17 protein-coding genes are annotated in these 16,666 nt (G+C 56.4%); 7 read left to right on the forward strand and 10 right to left on the reverse strand.

Features of this window, described 5'->3' with window-relative positions; genetic code table 11:
• Positions 1–50: 50 nt before the first annotated feature.
• Together BLU89_RS05865 and BLU89_RS05870 are read left to right on the forward strand one after the other, a co-directional pair.
• Positions 51–938 (forward strand): ABC transporter permease, encoded by an 888-nt coding sequence (locus BLU89_RS05865; RefSeq protein ID WP_074735215.1) that lies wholly within the window; start codon positions 51–53, stop codon positions 936–938.
• The gene (locus BLU89_RS05870; protein ID WP_074735217.1) at positions 935–1,741 is read left to right on the forward strand and encodes an ABC transporter permease; all 807 of its coding nucleotides are present in this window, start codon (positions 935–937) and stop codon (positions 1,739–1,741) included. The genes BLU89_RS05865 and BLU89_RS05870 overlap by 4 nt, the downstream gene beginning before the upstream one ends.
• A 15-nt stretch (positions 1,742–1,756) precedes the next feature.
• Here BLU89_RS05870 and BLU89_RS05875 read toward each other — a convergent pair whose 3' ends face one another.
• Positions 1,757–2,566: a M90 family metallopeptidase gene (locus tag BLU89_RS05875; protein ID WP_074735219.1), complete on the reverse strand. Its 810-nt coding sequence runs from the start codon at positions 2,564–2,566 to the stop codon at positions 1,757–1,759.
• 749 nt (positions 2,567–3,315) lie between these two features.
• Here BLU89_RS05875 and BLU89_RS05880 point away from each other — a divergent pair.
• Positions 3,316–4,515 (forward strand): DegT/DnrJ/EryC1/StrS family aminotransferase, encoded by a 1,200-nt coding sequence (locus tag BLU89_RS05880; RefSeq protein WP_074735221.1) that lies wholly within the window; start codon positions 3,316–3,318, stop codon positions 4,513–4,515.
• On the opposite strand, the gene BLU89_RS05885 is transcribed toward BLU89_RS05880, so the two are convergent.
• From BLU89_RS05885 to BLU89_RS05900, 4 genes are all read right to left on the reverse strand, one after another.
• Positions 4,503–5,279 carry a trypsin-like serine peptidase gene (locus tag BLU89_RS05885; protein WP_074735223.1) on the reverse strand — a complete coding sequence of 259 codons (777 nt, stop codon included), beginning with the start codon at positions 5,277–5,279 and terminating at the stop codon, positions 4,503–4,505. The two genes, BLU89_RS05880 and BLU89_RS05885, sit on opposite strands and share 13 nt — an antisense overlap.
• A 7-nt stretch (positions 5,280–5,286) precedes the next feature.
• Positions 5,287–5,841 carry a polyhydroxyalkanoate synthesis repressor PhaR gene (phaR, locus tag BLU89_RS05890; RefSeq protein ID WP_074735225.1) on the reverse strand — a complete coding sequence of 185 codons (555 nt, stop codon included), beginning with the start codon at positions 5,839–5,841 and terminating at the stop codon, positions 5,287–5,289.
• Between the two features lie 137 nt (positions 5,842–5,978).
• Positions 5,979–6,425 carry a phasin family protein gene (locus tag BLU89_RS05895; RefSeq protein WP_074736426.1) on the reverse strand — a complete coding sequence of 149 codons (447 nt, stop codon included), beginning with the start codon at positions 6,423–6,425 and terminating at the stop codon, positions 5,979–5,981.
• Between the two features lie 132 nt (positions 6,426–6,557).
• Positions 6,558–8,360 (reverse strand): PHA/PHB synthase family protein, encoded by a 1,803-nt coding sequence (locus BLU89_RS05900; protein ID WP_074735227.1) that lies wholly within the window; start codon positions 8,358–8,360, stop codon positions 6,558–6,560.
• Positions 8,361–8,471: 111 nt separating this feature from the next.
• Here BLU89_RS05900 and phaZ point away from each other — a divergent pair, with 111 nt between their 5' ends.
• Positions 8,472–9,743, forward strand: coding sequence for a polyhydroxyalkanoate depolymerase (gene phaZ, locus BLU89_RS05905; protein WP_074735229.1), 1,272 nt, complete (start codon positions 8,472–8,474; stop codon positions 9,741–9,743).
• Positions 9,740–10,324 carry a DUF6151 family protein gene (locus tag BLU89_RS05910; protein ID WP_074735230.1) on the forward strand — a complete coding sequence of 195 codons (585 nt, stop codon included), beginning with the start codon at positions 9,740–9,742 and terminating at the stop codon, positions 10,322–10,324. Before phaZ ends, BLU89_RS05910 begins: the two co-directional genes overlap by 4 nt.
• On the opposite strand, the gene BLU89_RS05915 is transcribed toward BLU89_RS05910, so the two are convergent.
• The 5 genes from BLU89_RS05915 to BLU89_RS05935 all read right to left on the reverse strand — a co-directional run bounded on the left by BLU89_RS05915 (position 10,321) and on the right by BLU89_RS05935 (position 13,906).
• Positions 10,321–11,031 carry an alpha/beta fold hydrolase gene (locus BLU89_RS05915; RefSeq protein ID WP_074735232.1) on the reverse strand — a complete coding sequence of 237 codons (711 nt, stop codon included), beginning with the start codon at positions 11,029–11,031 and terminating at the stop codon, positions 10,321–10,323. The genes BLU89_RS05910 and BLU89_RS05915 overlap by 4 nt on opposite strands.
• Positions 11,032–11,104: 73 nt before the next feature.
• Positions 11,105–11,719 (reverse strand): hypothetical protein, encoded by a 615-nt coding sequence (locus BLU89_RS05920; RefSeq protein WP_074736427.1) that lies wholly within the window; start codon positions 11,717–11,719, stop codon positions 11,105–11,107.
• A gap of 20 nt (positions 11,720–11,739) precedes the next feature.
• Positions 11,740–12,165, reverse strand: coding sequence for a VOC family protein (locus BLU89_RS05925; protein WP_074735234.1), 426 nt, complete (start codon positions 12,163–12,165; stop codon positions 11,740–11,742).
• Positions 12,165–13,157 (reverse strand): alpha/beta hydrolase, encoded by a 993-nt coding sequence (locus BLU89_RS05930; RefSeq protein ID WP_074735236.1) that lies wholly within the window; start codon positions 13,155–13,157, stop codon positions 12,165–12,167. The genes BLU89_RS05925 and BLU89_RS05930 overlap by 1 nt, the downstream gene beginning before the upstream one ends.
• Positions 13,157–13,906 carry an alpha/beta fold hydrolase gene (locus BLU89_RS05935; protein WP_074735238.1) on the reverse strand — a complete coding sequence of 250 codons (750 nt, stop codon included), beginning with the start codon at positions 13,904–13,906 and terminating at the stop codon, positions 13,157–13,159. Before BLU89_RS05935 ends, BLU89_RS05930 begins: the two co-directional genes overlap by 1 nt.
• 216 nt (positions 13,907–14,122) lie before the next feature.
• Here BLU89_RS05935 and thrS point away from each other — a divergent pair, with 216 nt between their 5' ends.
• Together thrS and BLU89_RS05945 are read left to right on the forward strand one after the other, a co-directional pair.
• A complete protein-coding gene (gene thrS / locus BLU89_RS05940) occupies positions 14,123–16,081 on the forward strand; it encodes a threonine--tRNA ligase (RefSeq protein ID WP_074735240.1) in 1,959 nt (652 codons plus the stop codon).
• A 222-nt stretch (positions 16,082–16,303) separates the two neighbouring features.
• Complete coding sequence (locus BLU89_RS05945; RefSeq protein ID WP_074735241.1) at positions 16,304–16,606, forward strand: BufA1 family periplasmic bufferin-type metallophore; 303 nt, start codon at positions 16,304–16,306, stop codon at positions 16,604–16,606.
• Positions 16,607–16,666: the final 60 nt, after the last annotated feature.

Raw genomic sequence — 16,666 nt, forward strand, 5'->3', positions numbered from 1 at the left:
GGGCCCGACTTTGTTCATGTGCATGGCACCGCAGCCTCGCAGGCTTTGAAATGTTCTCTTACTGCTCTGATCCCGATACGCTGGACACGTTCCGCTGGTTCTCGTGCTATCTTACCAATGGCGTCCATTGGTCGTTCTACGCGTCCTTCCTCAAGGTTTTGGCGCTTCTGGCGGTCACCGCCCCCGTCGCGCTCAGCTTTGGCTTTGCCGGGGCCATGTCTGCACGGTCGCACTTTCCGCCCTTCAGCTGGTTGGGCAAAACCTATATCGCCATTGTGCGCGGCGTGCCCGATATCGCGTTTTTCCTGTTCTTCGTGATCGCACTGGATCAGGGATTCGAATGGATCCGCCACAAGGTTCTGTGCCCGGATTGGACCGATCCGATCCGCCAAGGCAATGACTTTCTGGTCTGCCAGGCCGCCAAGCTTCCACTAGGGACCTCACCGGAATGGGTGCACGAAACCTATGGGTTTTTCCTTGCGGTCATCACCTTTTCCATCGTTTTCGGCGCCTTTGCCGCCAACGTTCTGTTCGGCGGTATGCGTGCCGTGCCCCATGCGCAACTCGAAACTGCCGAGGCCTATGGCATGTCCCGTCGCCAGACATTCTGGAAAATCCTCGTGCCGCAGATGTGGGTCTACGCCCTGCCCGGCCTTTCAAACCTCTGGATGGTGTTGATCAAGGCCACTCCTCTGTTGTTCCTGCTTGGCATCGAAGACATCGTATACTGGGCTCGTGAACTGGGCGGCACCAAGACATCAAAATTCACGCAATATCCCCATGGCGATTGGCGCATGTGGTACTTCCTCGCCCTGCTGATCTTCTACCTCGGAATGACCCGCGTCTCAGAGCTTGGGCTTGAGAAACTGATGCGCCGCCTGTCCCACGGTCAGGCCACATCCGGCGGAGAGCTTTTGCGCAAGGAGACCACCGCATGAGCTGCGTCCAGACCATTCAGGATTACGGCCTGCGTTCGCTGGGCCTTGGGGAACGCCTGCTGCCCAAAACTGACTTTACTTTGTGCGAGCATTTCACCCTGATCGGCTCGGGCATGATCTGGAATATCTATTTTGGCATCATGGCAATGGTCACAGGGTTCTTTCTGGCAACCGCGCTGGCAATGGGCAAGGCATCTTCGAACAAGTGGCTGCGCAAACCGTCTGAATGGTTCATCTTCCTGTTCCGGGGCTCGCCGCTGTTTATCCAGTTTTTCTTCGCCTATTTCTTCTTCCTGTCGCTGAAGAAACCCTATCCAATGTTCGACTCCTTCACCTCGGCCTGGCTGGGGGCGCTGATCGTGCTGTTTTTGAACACCGCCGCCTATTCCGGCGAGATCTTCTATGGCGCCCTGCGCTCGATCCCCAAAGGCGATATCGAAGCCGCGGATGCCTATGGCATGTCCGGCTGGTCCCGCTTTCAGCGCATCATCTGGCCCACCATGTTGCGGCTGGCCTGGCCCGCCTATACGAACGAGGCGATCTTTGTATTCCAATCCACCACACTGGTCTTCTTCTCGGCCTTCCCGGCGTGGCAACAACGGGGCGACGCGCTCTATTACGCCAGCTATTTCGCAGACAAGACGTTCAACCCATTTGTCCCCTACCCGATTCTGGCCTTCTATTTCATCCTGCTGACGCTAGTGATCGTCTGGGGTTTTGGCATGGTCAACAAACACCTGAACCGTCACCTGCCCGCCGAGCGAAAGGCCAAGATGCGGTTCCGTCTGAATCTAGCGCGCTGAGGTTAGACCGGAGTTTCAGGTCCACTCTACCGGATTTAGGCGGAAAAGTTTCGAAAGCTGGTCATAAACCTCGGGAACCTCGTGCTGCAGAGCACGGGGGCGTTCGAAGAACACCTCGACCGAGACCGCAAAGAACTCTTCATGTCCGGTCGCTCCATAGGGATCAATCACAGTGTGCCGCCCAGTCTCGACGGCTTGGACATGCGCATCATACGCGGACAGAAACACCTTTTCCCATTCGGCAAAGCTCTGTCCCTCGCTCAGGATCGGCACACCGTTGGTCCCGCCTGACAGATCATCGATCTGATGCGCGAACTCATGCAGCACCACATTCTGCCCGTCGCTGTCATTCAAAGCCCCCTGTCGGCTGTGCGCCCAGGACAGAATAACCGGACCGCGATCCCAGCTTTCGCCGGTCCGCACGATCTCTTTCTCCGAGACAACAAAACCCGACTGCCTGCGCTGCTTGGATTTGAACGCATTGGGATAAATCAGGATCGTCGTCAGATTATCGTACCAAAGGTCGCTGTTGATCACGAGCAGACAGGCTTGCGCCGCAATCGACAGCTCCATCTCCTCGGTCACCTCCAGCCCGTCACAGCCGTAGAAATCCACCTGATCCAGAAACAGATTTACCTTGCCGTCCAGATGTTGGCGCAATGGGGAAGGCAGCCGCTGGATAATGGGCACCTGCCGGTCGATAATGTCGCGCTGATGCGCGGACAGAGGTGTCGCAAGCAACGCGGCACGGGCCTGTATTCTGGACCAGAAGTAATAGGTCAGGCCGCCGCCGATCAGTAACAGAATAGTAAAGAAGATGAACATAAGAGGACACTATAGGCATCCCCAGACCGGGCACAATCGGGCGCTGAATGTTGTACAACTCAGAAGAAACAGCTTTCAAAGCCTGTACAAATTGGACGATCTCGATTTTCGCACCAGTTAACGGCGCAGAAGCAATCAAATTTTGATCAGCTTTTTTAACAACGCGGCGATCCTCATTTAAACCTCGCGAAACAAGATCACGGAACCCTCAATTGACCTGAGCGGTTGGTTGTACGGCAAACGTGTGCCGACATCGTATGGAGCCAAGCAATCCTGTTTTCACCTGCCCGACAGCCTTTTTGACCAGACCATCATATGTGATTGGGGCATGCCAGAGGTGTTCTAACAAATCATTTCCAAACTGCAGGATCATCTGTCTGCCGGTCTGGTAGTGATGATTCCCGGCGGAAATTTCTATCACCGCTGTGCGAAAAGCCAGGAAGCTCCGATCAATCTGGAATAAACGCGAGATAATCGCACCACCGGTAATCGCGTGCCCCTGCCCAGCCTCGCAACCTGTCGGATCTAAAACGTATAGCCGGAGTGGGATACCCCTCCCCGGTGGCCCGCATAGAGGGCATTGTTGATGGCGTTGGTCATGACTTCGTACGCGATGCACGGTAGGCGAGGCAGTTGAAAACACCCAGTACGACAATTTGGTGAAATCTTGCTGACTTTGCGGAAGGGGACTTGGCTTGTCTGCGCTTTGAATTTATATTTCCCAAAGATAAAATTCGGGAAATCCAAATATGATGCCTGTACCCAACGTTCATGAAGCCGAACCTATCCCCTCAGCCGCACGTGATGCCATTGACGCCCTGATGCGATCCGGCGACCTGTTCCGCTATACCGCGCCGCAGGATGCGCCGGTTACGTTACTGGAATCCGAGTTCGCCGACCTGCTCGGCACAAGATACGCTCTGGCGGTTTCTTCCTGCTCTGCTGCGTTGTTTCTATCACTCAAGGCTTTGGCTCTCCCTCGGGATGCGCGGGTTCTGATCCCCGGCTTTACCTTTGCTGCCGTGCCCTCATCGATCGTGCACGCGGATTGCATCCCTGTGCTTTGCGAAGTGGGTGAGAATTATCGCGTCGATATCGAGGATTTCACAGCCAAATTGGACAGCGTGCAAGCGGTGATCATCAGCCATATGCGCGGCCATACTTCGGATATGGATGCGATCATGGCGCTGTGCGACGCACGAAATATTCCGGTGATCGAAGACGCTGCACATTCGCTGGGCACCACCTGGCACGGGCGCAACATTGGGACCATTGGCAAGGTTGGTTGCTTTTCGTTCCAGTCCTACAAGATGATCAACGCAGGCGAAGGTGGTATTCTGGTCAGCGACGACGCCGATCTGGTCGCGCGCGCAGTGATCATGTCAGGCGCGTACGAGCATAACTGGAAAAAGCACTCTGGCTCACCCGAGCTTGAACAGGCTTTTGCCCGCTGGCAGAACTACTTGCCGCTGTATAACCTGCGCATGAGCAATCTCAGCGCCGCCGTGATCCGGCCGCAAATTCCCGAATTGGCGCGTCGGGTCCGTGACGGGCTGGCGAACCATGACTATGTGGCAGAGCGGTTGAATTCCTCTCCGTATATCGATGTCCCTGCCCCGTTGGCACCCGAGCAGCGCGCACCGGATTCGATCCAGTTTAATCTGGTTGACCTCAGCGACGATGAGATTCGCGCTTTTGCCGCCGCTTCCGAGGCGCGTGGCGTCAAGGTGCAGATCTTTGGCCTGAGTCAGGACAATGCCCGCGCCTTCTGGAACTGGCAATTCCTACCCGAGCAGCTTGAACTGCCCAAAACCCGCGCGATGCTGATGAAGGCCTGCGATGTGCGCCTGCCTGTGCGTCTGACGCACGAGGAGCTGGATGTGGTCACGGATATCCTGCTGGCCTCTGTGGGTGAAGTTGTCGGCCCCGTGCCGGTCTACGGCACCTGACTGGGCGGCGCGCCCAGCTCGAACAGCCGGACAGATAAAAACAGCGCGTCGATCCCGTCCGGGGTTGGCGCGATGCGCGATAGTATCCCCGCGACCGCCAATCCGGCATCGGTCTGTACCAATAGCGGCGCGCCGGAATCCCCCATCATGACCGGGCAAATTGCGTGCATCAGCCCGTCTCCTGCCGGGCCGGGAACGCAATCCGGAGTGCGGCTGAGAACATGGGGCCGCAGGCCCGGATAGCCAGCGAACATACCCGTCTGGGGAACAGTTTGGGATATGCCCAGAAAGCCAACTTGCGCCCCAATCGGGTCGGTCAACTCCAGAATGGCCCAATCCAGATCGGCACGATTGTTGAAATTCCCGCCATCCCCCTGTTCCGCATCCATGCGATAGATGGTGACGGTCGATACAGCAGCAGCTTCACCGCGCTGGTAACCTGCTGCGAAACGGATACTTTCCGGGGGAATCCAGCCGTTTCTGGCGCTGTTGTAAAGGCAATGCGCTGCAGTCAGCACCAGCCGTTCAGAGACCAGGACGCCCGTACAATGTGACCGCTGGCTGCGGCTGGCAAAGTTGACCCGTCCGATGGCGCTCCATGGGTCGGCCGAAGCGTCCAGAATTTCACGTGCGCGGATATCGCTGCAGCCCGCAGCGGCATCCTGGCCCATCGTGCAGACAGGCTCCCAGACCGAGGTGAACTGACCCTGTGCGAGCGCAACTTGAACCCAAACCAAAAGGCCGAGCACAGACAGCCAGCGCATCCGCAAGTCAGCTCAGCTTTGACAGCTTCTGCTGCAACTCAGAGAGTTGCTTCTTGATGTCGTCCAGATCTTCTTTCGGCTCTGACGTTGTTTCCGCCTCCTGACCGGAACCCGACCAGTTACCGGAAAGCCCGCCGGTCATGGCCTTAAGAAACGCCTTTTGCTGCGCCTGCATCGCTTCGAACCCTGGCATCTGAGACATCGGGTTTATGGCATTCATGTTTTCCATCATCTTGCTCTGGCTTTCGCGCAGCATTTCGAACGAGCTTTGCAGGAATTGCGGCATCATGCCCCCGCCCGGCACCATATAGCTGCGAACCAGATCGTTCAGGACATTGACCGGCAGAACATTCTCGCCTCGGCTTTCGTGTTCCGCAATGATTTGAAGTAGATATTGACGAGTCAGGTCATCACCGGTTTTCAGGTCGATGATCTGCACTTCGCGCCCATCGCGGATAAAGCCTGCGATATCTTCCAGCGTCACGTAATCGCTGGTCTCGGTGTTATACAGCCGACGGCTGGCATAGCGCTTGATCAGCAAAGGTTTTTCTTGTTCCGACACCCTGTATCCTCCCCAAGGATGATGCGTTGCAGCAGAGGTTATGCGACTGCAGAACAAAAAGAAAGGGCAGGTCAAGCGACCTGCCCTCTTGCGATTGCACCAATTGGGAGGAATGGGTGCAATGTCGCAGACTTACCTTACTTGGCAGTCGCTGCTTTCTTAGCGGCAGCAGTTACCTCGTTGGTGGCTTTCTTGACGGCTGCGGTTGCGTCTTCTGCAACGTCTTTGCCAGCTGCCATCAGCAGTTCAACGGTTTCGGTCTGAACTTTTTTCGCGATTTCTGCGAATGCTGCCATGTTTTCAGCAGCAACTTCAGCCGACGCGCTTGCGAAGTCGGTTGCAGCTTTTGCGTAATCCGCAGGCTCGGTTTTTGCTTTCGACATCTCGGTCAGCTTGGACAGAGTTTCTTTGGTCCATTTGTTCGAGATTTCAGCCGATTTCGCAGCTGCGTCCAGAGCAACACCCGACAGCTTTTCATTCAGCGAAGCGGTCGATTTGAATGCGTCTTCCAGAGCGGTTGTGTCAACCGGGAACGCGCCCATCATGTCTTTCAGGGTCGCGGTAAAGTCTTGGGTCTTTGCCATTGTCCTAAATCCTCTTAGCCGTTCCGGGCCCACCCCGGTTTTCATCAGCTTGAGGGCAATATGATTGCTGCATTGCAGCATTTCAAGTTTTTTCTTGCTGCAATGCAGAATAATTCAAGTTTTGGTGTGATATCAGCGTGTTGCTTTGACCAAAACATAGGTACCCGGGGCCGGACACAAACGCGGATGGTTCGAATCGCCCGTATCCCGCGCCGGTACCTGCTTGCCCGAGCGCTTTTTCAGCCACGCTTCCCACATCGGCCACCAAGAGCCTTCATGGAAGTCAGCTTCTTTCAGCCAGGTATCGGCGTCCAGCTTCAGGTCGGGGTTGGTATAGTGGCCGTATTTCTTCTTGCTGGGCGGGTTCACGATCCCGGCAATATGACCGGATTGCGCGACCACAAAGGTTTTCGATTTCGAGCCCATCTTTTGTACACCGCGATAGCAGTCCTTCCATGCGGCGATATGGTCGGTCTCGCAGGTGATCGCCATCAGTGGTACGTCCACATCCTTGATGTGCAGCTTGTGTCCCAACATCTCAAACCCGTCGGCCACGAAATCATTGCTCTGACACAGGCCGCGCAGATACTGGATCGCCATGCGGCCCGGCAGGTTGGCCCCATCCCCGTTCCAGTACAACAGATCAAAAGCGGGGGGCGTTTCACCCATCATGTAGCTGCGGATTGCCGGGGTATAGATCAGGTCCCGCGATCGCAGGAACGACATGGTGCGCCCGATGATCCACGCTTTGAGAACGCCGTCCTTCGTGGTCTGTTCCTCGATCCCGTCCACAAAATCATTCTGCAGGAAGGGTGTGAACTCTCCCTGTTCGCCAAAATCCGTCAGGGTCGTGAAGAATGTGGCAGATTTGATCGACTTGTCGCCGCGCTGTTTCATCAACGATAGGGTCAGGTTCAGCGTGGTCCCTGCTATACAATACCCCACCGCATTGACCTGCTTGACCTTGCAGATTTTCTTGACTTCCTCGATGGCGGTCAGGAAACCGTCCTGAATATAGTCCTCCATCCCGACATCAGCGTGCGAGCTGTCGGCGTTGACCCAACTGACGACGAACAGGGTGTAGCCCTGCTCGGTCACCCATTTGATCAGGCTGTTCTGGGCCTTCAGGTCAAGGATATAGAACTTGTTGATCCAGGGCGGGAACAGAACGATAGGGGTTTCATGCACCGTCTCGGTCGCTGGCTTATACTGGATCAGTTCCATCATTCGGTTGCGATAAACAACGTCGCCGGGTGTTGTCGCGATGTTACCGCCGATCTCAAATGCACTTTCGTCGGCCAGCCTAACGACCATCTCGCCGTCATTGGCCTCAAGATCTGAAACGAGATTTTCGAGCCCCTGTATCAAGGACTGACCTTCCGTTTCGATGGCCTTTTCCAATGCGTCGGGGTTGGTGGCCAGGAAATTCGTGGGCGCCATCATGTCGATGATCTGTTGCGAGAAATATTGCAGGCGCTGCTTGTCTGTCTCGTCCAGATCATCAACCGATGCAACGGCCTGCGCGATAGCCTCGGCATTGGTTTGGTACTGCTGCAGAATGAGGCGGAAATAGGGGTTGGATTCCCACATCGGATTGGAAAACCGCTTGTCTGTGACCTGAGTTTTGGGTTCGCCATCCTCATCTGAGGTCAGCGCTTTTTGCGCCTCGGCAAAGTTGAGAACTGACTTTCCCCAATATTCGATCTGCCGTTCCAGCAACTTTGCCGGATTTTGCATAGCCTCGGCCCAATAGGCTGTTGCTGCCTTTGCAAAAAGCTCTTGATTCGGGCCATCCAGTGCAGCGGTATGCGGCGTCTTGCTGGCCATAACCTCGACCAGACGTTTGGACAGCTCTTCGACCTTGCCCATATTTTCTTTAAGTCGTTCAATATGTTCTTCGGTCAATTTTGGCGTCTGGTCTTCGGTAGTTGTCATTTTAACAATTCCCCCCTAGTCTCGCTGCTGTGCAGAATAACGTCGTTGGCGTCGGGGGGCAAAGCGGCGAATGGTCCGAACTCTCAGGCTGATACTCAGGAGGCACATTCGATGCGCTACATGATGACTTACGACCTGATGGAAACCATGCGTAACACCAACCAGTGGCTTGGCGCAACCGCAAGCGCGATGGCGTCCTATCCCCTGTTCTCAATGACACCTAATCCGGCGTTCAACTGGATGGCGGCCTGGGGCGAGGTGACCGAGCGCACATTCCAACGTATGGTCGTCAAGCCTGATTGGGGTATTCGCACTTTCACCTGCGAAGACGGCAAAGATCATCTGGTCGACGTCACAACCGTGATCGAGCGTCCGTTCGGCGATCTGATCCACTTCCGCGTCAATGGACGTGAAGAGCAGCCGCGCAAGGTTCTGCTGGTGGCACCCATGTCCGGCCATTACGCAACACTGCTGCGTTCGACCGTCAAAAGCCTGCTTGTCAATTGTGAGGTCTACATCACCGATTGGCATAACGCGCGTGACATTCCCGTGTCCGAAGGCAAATTCGATGTTGAGGATTATACCCTCTACCTTGTCGATTTTATGAAAGAGCTTGGCCCCGACACGCATGTTGTCGCTGTTTGCCAACCCGCCCCGCTGACCTTGGCTGCAACCGCTTATCTGGCCGAAGTCGAACCCAAGTCGCAGCCCAGCACACTGACGTTGATTGGCGGCCCCGTCGATCCTGATGCCACCCCGACCGAAGTGACCGATTTCGGCCGCCGCGTCACAATGGGGCAGTTGGAAGAAACCATGATCCAGCGTGTTGGCTTTAAATACAAAGGGGTTGGCCGCATGGTCTATCCCGGTCTGCTGCAGTTGGCGTCGTTCATGTCAATGAATGCCGAGCGTCACGGTAAGGCGTTCTCGGATCAGATACAGCGTGTCAGCCGGGATGAGGCCTCGGACCACGATGCCCATAACCGTTTCTATGACGAATACCTGGCAGTGATGGACATGACGGCCGAGTTCTATCTGTCGACCGTCGAGCGTGTGTTCAAGAACCGTGAAATCGCGCGCAATGAATTTGTCGTTGCCGGGCATAAGGTTGATATCGGCAAGATCACCGATGTTGCCGTAAAATCGGTTGAAGGGGCGAATGACGATATCTCGGCCCCCGGTCAGTGCATTGCAGCCCTTGATCTGTGCACCGGTTTGCCAGACAGCAAAAAAGCCAGCCATGTCGAACCCGGCGCGGGCCACTATGGCATTTTTGCGGGCCGCAGTTGGCGCGACAACATCCGCCCGCTTGTGATTGATTTCATGAATGAAAACAGCCGAAAGCCCCGCCGTCGCGCTGCCAACAAAAACAAAGTGGCATGAGCGGTAACGCAGCAAGGGACCTCACCTTTAGCTGCGATTGCAAAACGCTCTCGGGACGCATCAAAGAACACGGCGTCAAGTCCGGCACACATGTCGTCTGTTATTGTCACGACTGCCGCGCCGCTCAGCTATATTTCAAACAGCCGGACCCTGCGCCCGGACCTGTCGAGATCTTCCAGATGGCACCCGAAGACATCGAGATTGAGACCGGAGCCGAGCATTTGGCCGTGATGCAACTGAGCCCCAAGGGCATGTTGCGCTGGTATGCCAAGTGCTGCAATGCGCCTCTGGCGACTACGCCGATGACACCGAAATTTCCATTCGCGGGATTTATCGTCAAGCGTATCCTCAACCCCGACGTCCTGGGCCCCATCACAACGCGCGGGTTTGTGCCCGGACCCGACGGCAAACAATCTCATGAGAAACTGCGTTATGCCGTAGTTGGATTGCTGAAGCGGACCCTGAGATCGCGACTGTCCGGAAGTTGGAAGAAAACGCCTTTCTTCAAGTTCGAGACTGGTGAACCCGTTGCGCACCCGACCGTTTTAACCAAAGAAGAACGCACAACCTACTACGATTAGGCCAGACGCAGAGGTATTTGCAGCCAGTCCCGCAGCATTTCGTTCACTGTTTCCGGAGTTTCCAAAGTTGGGAAATGCCCGGCCCGATCAATCACACGTAATTCGGCATCGGGTATGAGATCTGCCAGGAACGTGTGCTTTCGGACAGGGTTATCAGCGTCATGTGCCCCGCACACAATCAGAGTCGGAATCTTGATTCGGCGCAGCGTGCTTTGCTGGTCCGGGCGCCGCTGCAGCGCCCGCATCTGTCGCACGAACACCTCCGGTCCCACGGCCGCTGCCATCTGCAGGATATTGTTCAGGATCGGGATTCTCTGCGGTCCGGGGGCCAGCATGTCCGAGCCGATCACCTTGCGCATCACCTCGTCCAGCCGCCCGGCCTGTGCACCGACGATCAGATCCTCACGGCTGGCCGCAATATGAGGCGTATCGGCCTGCGCATCGGTTGCCAGCAAACACAAACGCGTCACCCTTTCGGGCGCGCGCCGCGCTATTTCAAGCGCGACGCTACCGCCCAGTCCGAATCCGGACAGTGCAAATCGATGCGGAAGTTGATCCAGCAGACCCGACGCGATCTCTTCGATACGTTCGCCGCCGAAGATTGGACCGACCATGACGGCGCGCTCATGCGACAGCGCGGTTATCTGGGCCGCAAACAGCCGCGCGTCGCACATCAATCCGGGCAACAAAACCAACGGCTCAATCACCTTGGCGCCCTCCGCTCGTTGTTATTGTTTTGTTACAGGATGAGAGGTTTGCCATCGCCGGGCAAGCAAAACTTCAGGGATAGTTGATGGCTCTGAACGGTGGGAAATCCGCATAGCGCGCCTGCCTTTGGGCCAGCGTTTCTTCGGGATCAGCTCCGGTTCGCAACAGGCAGCCTCGCGGTGCGATATAGCTGTCGATCCGCCTTATAGGCTTGGATCTCCAGACCAGATTGAAGGCGCAGAGCTTGGGAAAGAACCAGATCTCTGAATACGCCAGATGGTCATGCATCCACCAAGCCAGATCACGCCAGTCACGCCCCTGCGCGTAAAGGTCTGCAAACCAAGGAATCACGACCGAGGCCCCTGCAACCCGCGCATCGCCTTCACCCCAATCCCAGATATGGCACTCCAACGGATTGTCGTTGCGGGCGCAGTTCAGTTTGTTCTCATTGCCGAACCGGTTCAGAGATCGCGAACGATAGCCCGAGCGAACTGCGATGCGCCCAAAGGTCTCTTCCAGCGGGTCCAGCAGGGTTTCACAAAAGGCACGCCCGGTTTCGATAGCAAGGTCAGGATTGTTGGGAATGTTCTGCAATGCATGAAAGTTCCCGATCTCAGAATACAGGAAATCGCGCATGAAGAAATGCCGGGACAGGCGCACCCGACCCAGTGTCTCAAGGCTCCACATGCTGCCGGGCCGGCGCATGTTCAGTACCCGGACCAGCGAAAGGAACCGTCGGCAGCCAATGTCGAGAACGGGTTAAACGCGACTTCCCAGATTGTCTGATCTGGTGCTCGAAAATACCCATGATGCCCGCCCCAGAAAACATCCGATGCTGGCTTGATTACCTCTGCTCCTGCACGCTCCGCCCGCTCAAGCACCGCCGCCACATCTTCCTTCGCACGGCAATTATAGCTCAGAGTCATCGCCCCACACCCCAGCGTGGTGACGTCCATCCCCATTTCGTCGGCCAGTGCAGCGAGCGAATAAAGGCCCAGCGTCTGCCCGATCAGATCAAATGCAATCACGCCATCCGGGCTGTCGACACGCTGCCACCCCATCTTTTCATAGAAAACTGCTGCTGTTTCCAGGTCTTCTACGCCTATTGTAATCAGGCTTACACGCTGCTCCATCACTGTATCCCCTGCTCTGATAACCACTCCAACATGCCGGTAACCGCCGCGTCTGTCTGACCGGGCGACATCAATCGCCCTGCCACAACATGCGAGGCCGGATCATCTCTGCCCCCCATCGTAACCAATGAAACCGAGACCGGGCCACCCCATGCCCGCGCCACTTCATGCGTTCTGTCCGGTCGCACTACCTGATCATCATCCGAAAACCAGAACAGCGCCGGGATCTGCGCGTCCGCGAAGTCCATCGCATAAGCCGTATCCACAAGGACAGACATCGGCACAACTGCTTGCCAAGGGTAAACCGTCGTCCAAAACCGGTTTTTCTCGGGGTCAGCGCTGGACACATCCCGCTCTGCCCCCATCAGAAACGGCAACCACATGCGGGCCCATGGCAAAGACGGCACCCATGCTGCAACAGTGTTCACCCCGAAGTTCGGCGACACAAACACCATAGCAGCCACATCTGTGCTCAGTTCAGAATCCAACGCCGCCAAAGCGGCCAAAGTGCCACCCGTCGACGTTGACATCACAATGACCTGCTCTCCGACCGCCCGAGCAGCCGCCAGCCCCTCGGCGGCATCCTGCATCCAACCCGAAGCCGTTCCCTCGGCCATGGCATCACCATCCCTTCCATGCCCCTGAAGCCGAGTGTAGACGAGGTTGGCACCCAGAGCGTCCGCAACCCGATCAGGTACGGGTCTGATTTCTTCGGACGTGGCCGAAAAGCCATGCATATAAAGCACCGCATAGGGTGTGCGCTGTTCGTAGAACCCTTGCTGCCAGATCACCCGTTTCTCGACGCCCGGCACGATGTCATCATAGGCAGACTCCGTACTTTCGAAATAGACCTGAACGCCTTCGCCAAATTTGCGTGGATCAAAGCGCGGGTGCAGCTCGACCTGCTCGCGTGGACCAAAGAGGTAAACCAACCCGCAGATAACCGCCAAGCCCAACAGCAGACGCCCCAGAACCCAGCCAAAATGCTGCATCATGCGTCTCCCACTACATCCCGAACAGCGCGCTCGATCAATCCAAGGCAAGGCCCGTCCGAGAATCTGTGATCCGCATCTTTGACCAGCAGCAACTGCATATCCGGACCCTTCGCATGGTTCAGAAGACGCACTGCCGTATCGGTCGAAACCGCAGTATCCGCAGTTCCCTGCAAGAAACGAACCGGAAACGGTAGATCAAGCGGCGTGCGCAGGATCAGCCTGTCGCGCCCATCCTCGATCATCCGCTTGGTGATGACGTAGGGCTCCATATAATCCGATGGCAGTTCCACATGCCCGACCGTCTCCAGATCTGCCTTTTGCTGATCCGAAAACGAAGCCCAATACCCATCCTCGGTAAAATCCGGTGCCGCTGCGATCGTCACCATGGCCACAATCCGCTCAGGCATGACACGTGCCAACAACAACGCCTGCCATCCGCCCATCGACGACCCCACAACAATCATCGGCCCATCGGTTAATCTCAAAACCGCGGCCAGCGTATCTTCATGCCAGTCTCCAATGCAGCCATCGGTAAACGCGCCCGAGCTTTCGCCATGTCCGGAATAGTCAAATCGTAGAAAGCCCTGCTCGCGCGCGCGCGCGCAGGCCTCGAGATGCACCGCTTTGGTGCCTTCCATATCCGATTTCAAACCGCCCAGAAAAACAATGATCGGCCCCGATCCTTCCGTCTTGTGATAGGCCAACCGCCGCCCCTGTGCCGTTTCCAGAAATTTAGTATCTGCCATGAAACCCTCGCTGCTTTTCTCGCATCATGCACGTCACCACGCACATCGCAATTAGTGGATCCCATTTCATCTGGCCAAAAATACCTCGGGGTGCGCGAGGGGCGGTGCCCCTCGCTCCCACCCTTGACACGCGTTCAACCAACTGCCACATGGGCCGAACACACATAACCCGCAACCGGGCGTTCAGTGGGCGCCAAACCGACGAGGAGAGCCGATATGGCCCTGGACTCACAGTCAGTCTCCCTTACTTTTCCCGATGGCAATTCACGATCCTTTGACGCAGGCGTCACGCCGGCTCAGGTCGCTGCCGACATCTCGACTTCGCTGGCCAAAAAGGCGATCTCGGCGACGGTCGACGGCAAGCATTGGGACCTGCAATGGCCTATCAACGCCGATTCCCAAATCGCCATCCACACCATGAAGGATGAAGCGCAGGCCAATGAACTGATCCGTCATGATCTGGCTCATATCATGGCGCGTGCCGTTCAGGAGATCTGGCCTGACACCAAAGTCACCATTGGCCCGGTCATCGAAAATGGCTGGTATTATGACTTTGACCGGGCCGAACCGTTCACACCCGAAGACCTCGGCAAGATCGAAAAAAAGATGAAGGAAATCATCAACAAACGCGACGCCGTGACCACCGAGGTCTGGGATCGTCAGCGTGCGATTGATTTCTACACTCAGAATAACGAGCCCTATAAGGTCGAGCTGATAGACGCCATTCCAGGCGACGAACCGCTGCGCATGTACTGGCACGGCGACTGGCAGGATTTGTGCCGAGGCCCCCACTTGCAGCATACCGGTCAGGTGCCGGGCGATGCCTTCAAACTGATGTCCATCGCCGGTGCCTATTGGCGCGGCGACAGTGATCGCGCCATGTTGCAGCGCATCTATGGAGTGGCCTTCACCGGCAAGGAAAAACTGAAGGCTCACCTGCATATGCTGGAAGAGGCCGCCAAGCGCGACCACCGCAAGCTGGGCCGTGAAATGGATCTGTTCCACATGCAGGAAGAGGCTCCGGGCCAAATCTTTTGGCATCCCAATGGCTGGACCATCTACACCCAGCTGCAGGACTACATGCGCCGCGCACAACAGCGCGGAGGCTATGTAGAGGTGAACACCCCGCAGGTCGTTGATCGCAAGCTTTGGGAACGCTCGGGTCACTGGGACAAGTATCAGGAGAATATGTTCATCGTCGAAGTCGACGAGGATCATGCCCGCGAAAAGGCGGTGAACGCGCTCAAGCCGATGAACTGTCCTTGCCATGTAGAGATCTTCAAACAGGGCCTGAAATCTTATCGCGACCTGCCGCTACGCATGGCCGAGTTCGGCTCTTGCGCGCGCTATGAACCGTCTGGCGCCCTGCACGGCATCATGCGCGTGCGTGGTTTTGCGCAGGATGATGCGCACATCTTTTCGACCGAGGACCAGATTGGCGGCGAATGCGCGCGGTTCATCAGCTTTCTGACAGACGTCTACAAAGACCTCGGCTTCGAAAGCTTCAAAGTTAAATTCTCGGATCGCCCCGAACAACGTGCCGGCTCAGATGACGTCTGGGACAAAGCCGAAGAGGCGCTGTTAACGGCGACCCGCGCAGCTGGAGTTGAGCCTGAACTGAACCCCGGTGAAGGCGCGTTCTACGGGCCGAAACTTGAATTTGTACTGACAGACGCCATCGGGCGTGATTGGCAATGCGGCACGTTCCAGGTGGATTTCGTTCTGCCCGAACGACTGGACGCGACCTATATTGGCGCGGATGGCGCAAAGCATCGCCCGGTGATGCTGCACCGCGCCTGCCTGGGATCTTTCGAACGTTTCATCGGAATTCTGATCGAAGAACATTCCGGCAAGCTTCCTTTCTGGCTGGCCCCGCGTCAGGTTGTTGTCGCCTCGATAACCTCCGACGCGGATAACTATGTGCTTGAAGTGGTTGAAACTCTGAAAGCCGCTGGTGTCCGCGCCGAGGCTGACATTCGTAACGAAAAGATCAACTACAAGGTTCGTGAACATTCGGTTGGCAAGGTGCCGGTCATTCTTGCAGTTGGTCACCGAGAAGTTGACGAACGCACCGTCAGTGTCCGCCGCCTGGGTGAAAAACAGACGCAAGTTCAGTCGCTTGAATCTGTAACAAAAGAACTGGGCCTGGCCGCGACGCCGCCCGATCTGCTGTAACATTCGGCAGCAAACTGCCTGAAATCCGGCCCTGATATTTGGGCCGGATTGAAACAAATATCATTTTTCTTTTCAAAAACAATTTGTTAACCTTCAAGGGTGCATGACGACCTTTGACGGGGTTGTGAGACACGGGCTCGTGAATTCAACTGCTGCCCCTGAACCATTACCTTTGTCGTTGTCACAAGCAGACATACGCAGTCATTAACAAGGATTACCAAGATGTCGAACACTGCAAAAACACTGGTTATCGCAAGCGCTGTTGCTGCAGCCGTTTCCGGCGCTGCCACGACCGCAACAGCCCAGGCCAAAGAGAAGTGCTATGGCGTTTCGCTGGCCGGTCAAAACGACTGTGCAGCCGGTCCCGGCACCACCTGTGCGGGCACATCGACCGTCGATTATCAGGGCAACGCATGGACCCTGGTTGACGCAGGCACCTGCGCCGACATCGAGCTGCCGAAAACCGCGGACGGTGCGGCCCGCAAAGGCTCGCTTGAGCCGCTGGAGCGTGACCTGCCCGCATAAGGCTGTCCATACGAACCAGAAAGGGTGGGCATGATCGCCCGCCCTTTTGTCGCGATCAGA

This window comes from Ruegeria halocynthiae (genome assembly GCF_900106805.1).
GTDB classification, from domain to species: domain Bacteria; phylum Pseudomonadota; class Alphaproteobacteria; order Rhodobacterales; family Rhodobacteraceae; genus Ruegeria; species Ruegeria halocynthiae.